Raw genomic sequence first — 379 nt, forward strand, 5'->3', positions numbered from 1 at the left:
CTCCCACATTTTTTGATCTTCAGCGTTTCAGGACAGTGTTTACTTGTCCTTGAACTCCGGCGCACGCTTGGCCACAAACGCCGCCATGCCTTCCTTCTGATCCAGCGTGGCAAACGCCGCGTGGAACACCCGGCGCTCAAAGCGCACGCCTTCGGACAGGCTCACTTCAAACGCGCGGTTCACGCTTTCCTTGACCATCATGCTGATGGGCACCGACTTGCCGGCGATCAGGGTCGCGACCTTCAATGCTTCGTCCAACAGCTCATCCGCCGGCACGATGCGCGCGACGATCCCACAGCGTTCGGCTTCCACCGCATCGATAAAGCGCCCGGTCAGGCACATTTCCATGGCTTTGGCCTTGCCCACGGCGCGGGTCAGG

General features: G+C 60.4%; 1 protein-coding gene. It reads right to left on the bottom strand.

All coding sequences use genetic code 11. From position 1 onward, the window contains the following. Positions 1 to 39: 39 nt before the first annotated feature. The coding region (locus HX873_RS31190; RefSeq protein ID WP_256349686.1) for an enoyl-CoA hydratase-related protein at positions 40 to 379 on the bottom strand (340 nt) is incomplete at its 5' end.

The organism is Pseudomonas sp. P7758 (genome assembly GCF_013386485.1).
Taxonomy (GTDB): Bacteria; Pseudomonadota; Gammaproteobacteria; order Pseudomonadales; family Pseudomonadaceae; genus Aquipseudomonas.